Genomic DNA, 218 nt, shown 5'->3' with positions numbered 1-218 from the left:
GATGATATGAACAATGGTTTCGGGTGGGACAGATTGCCCAAATCCTTCATGGCAGAGAACACTGTGTTCCTTCTTCTTACGGCACTTATCCGTAATTTCTACAAGGCCATTATCCACAGACTTGACGTAAAGAGGTTCGGACTCAATGCAACAAGTCGCATAAAAGCTTTTGTCTTCAGCTTCATCTCCGTACCTGCCAAGTGGATCATGACAGCAAG

The 218-nt window shown here is 45.0% G+C and carries 1 pseudogene; it reads left to right on the top strand.

What is annotated here, in order from left to right:
* Positions 1–218, top strand: a pseudogene (locus DW039_RS21225) (IS1380 family transposase); the annotation flags it as partial.

The sequence above is a fragment of the Bacteroides sp. AF39-16AC genome (genome assembly GCF_003602735.1).
Classification (GTDB): Bacteria; Bacteroidota; Bacteroidia; order Bacteroidales; family Bacteroidaceae; genus Bacteroides; species Bacteroides uniformis.
This window is presented reverse-complemented; position numbering and strand designations above follow the sequence as displayed.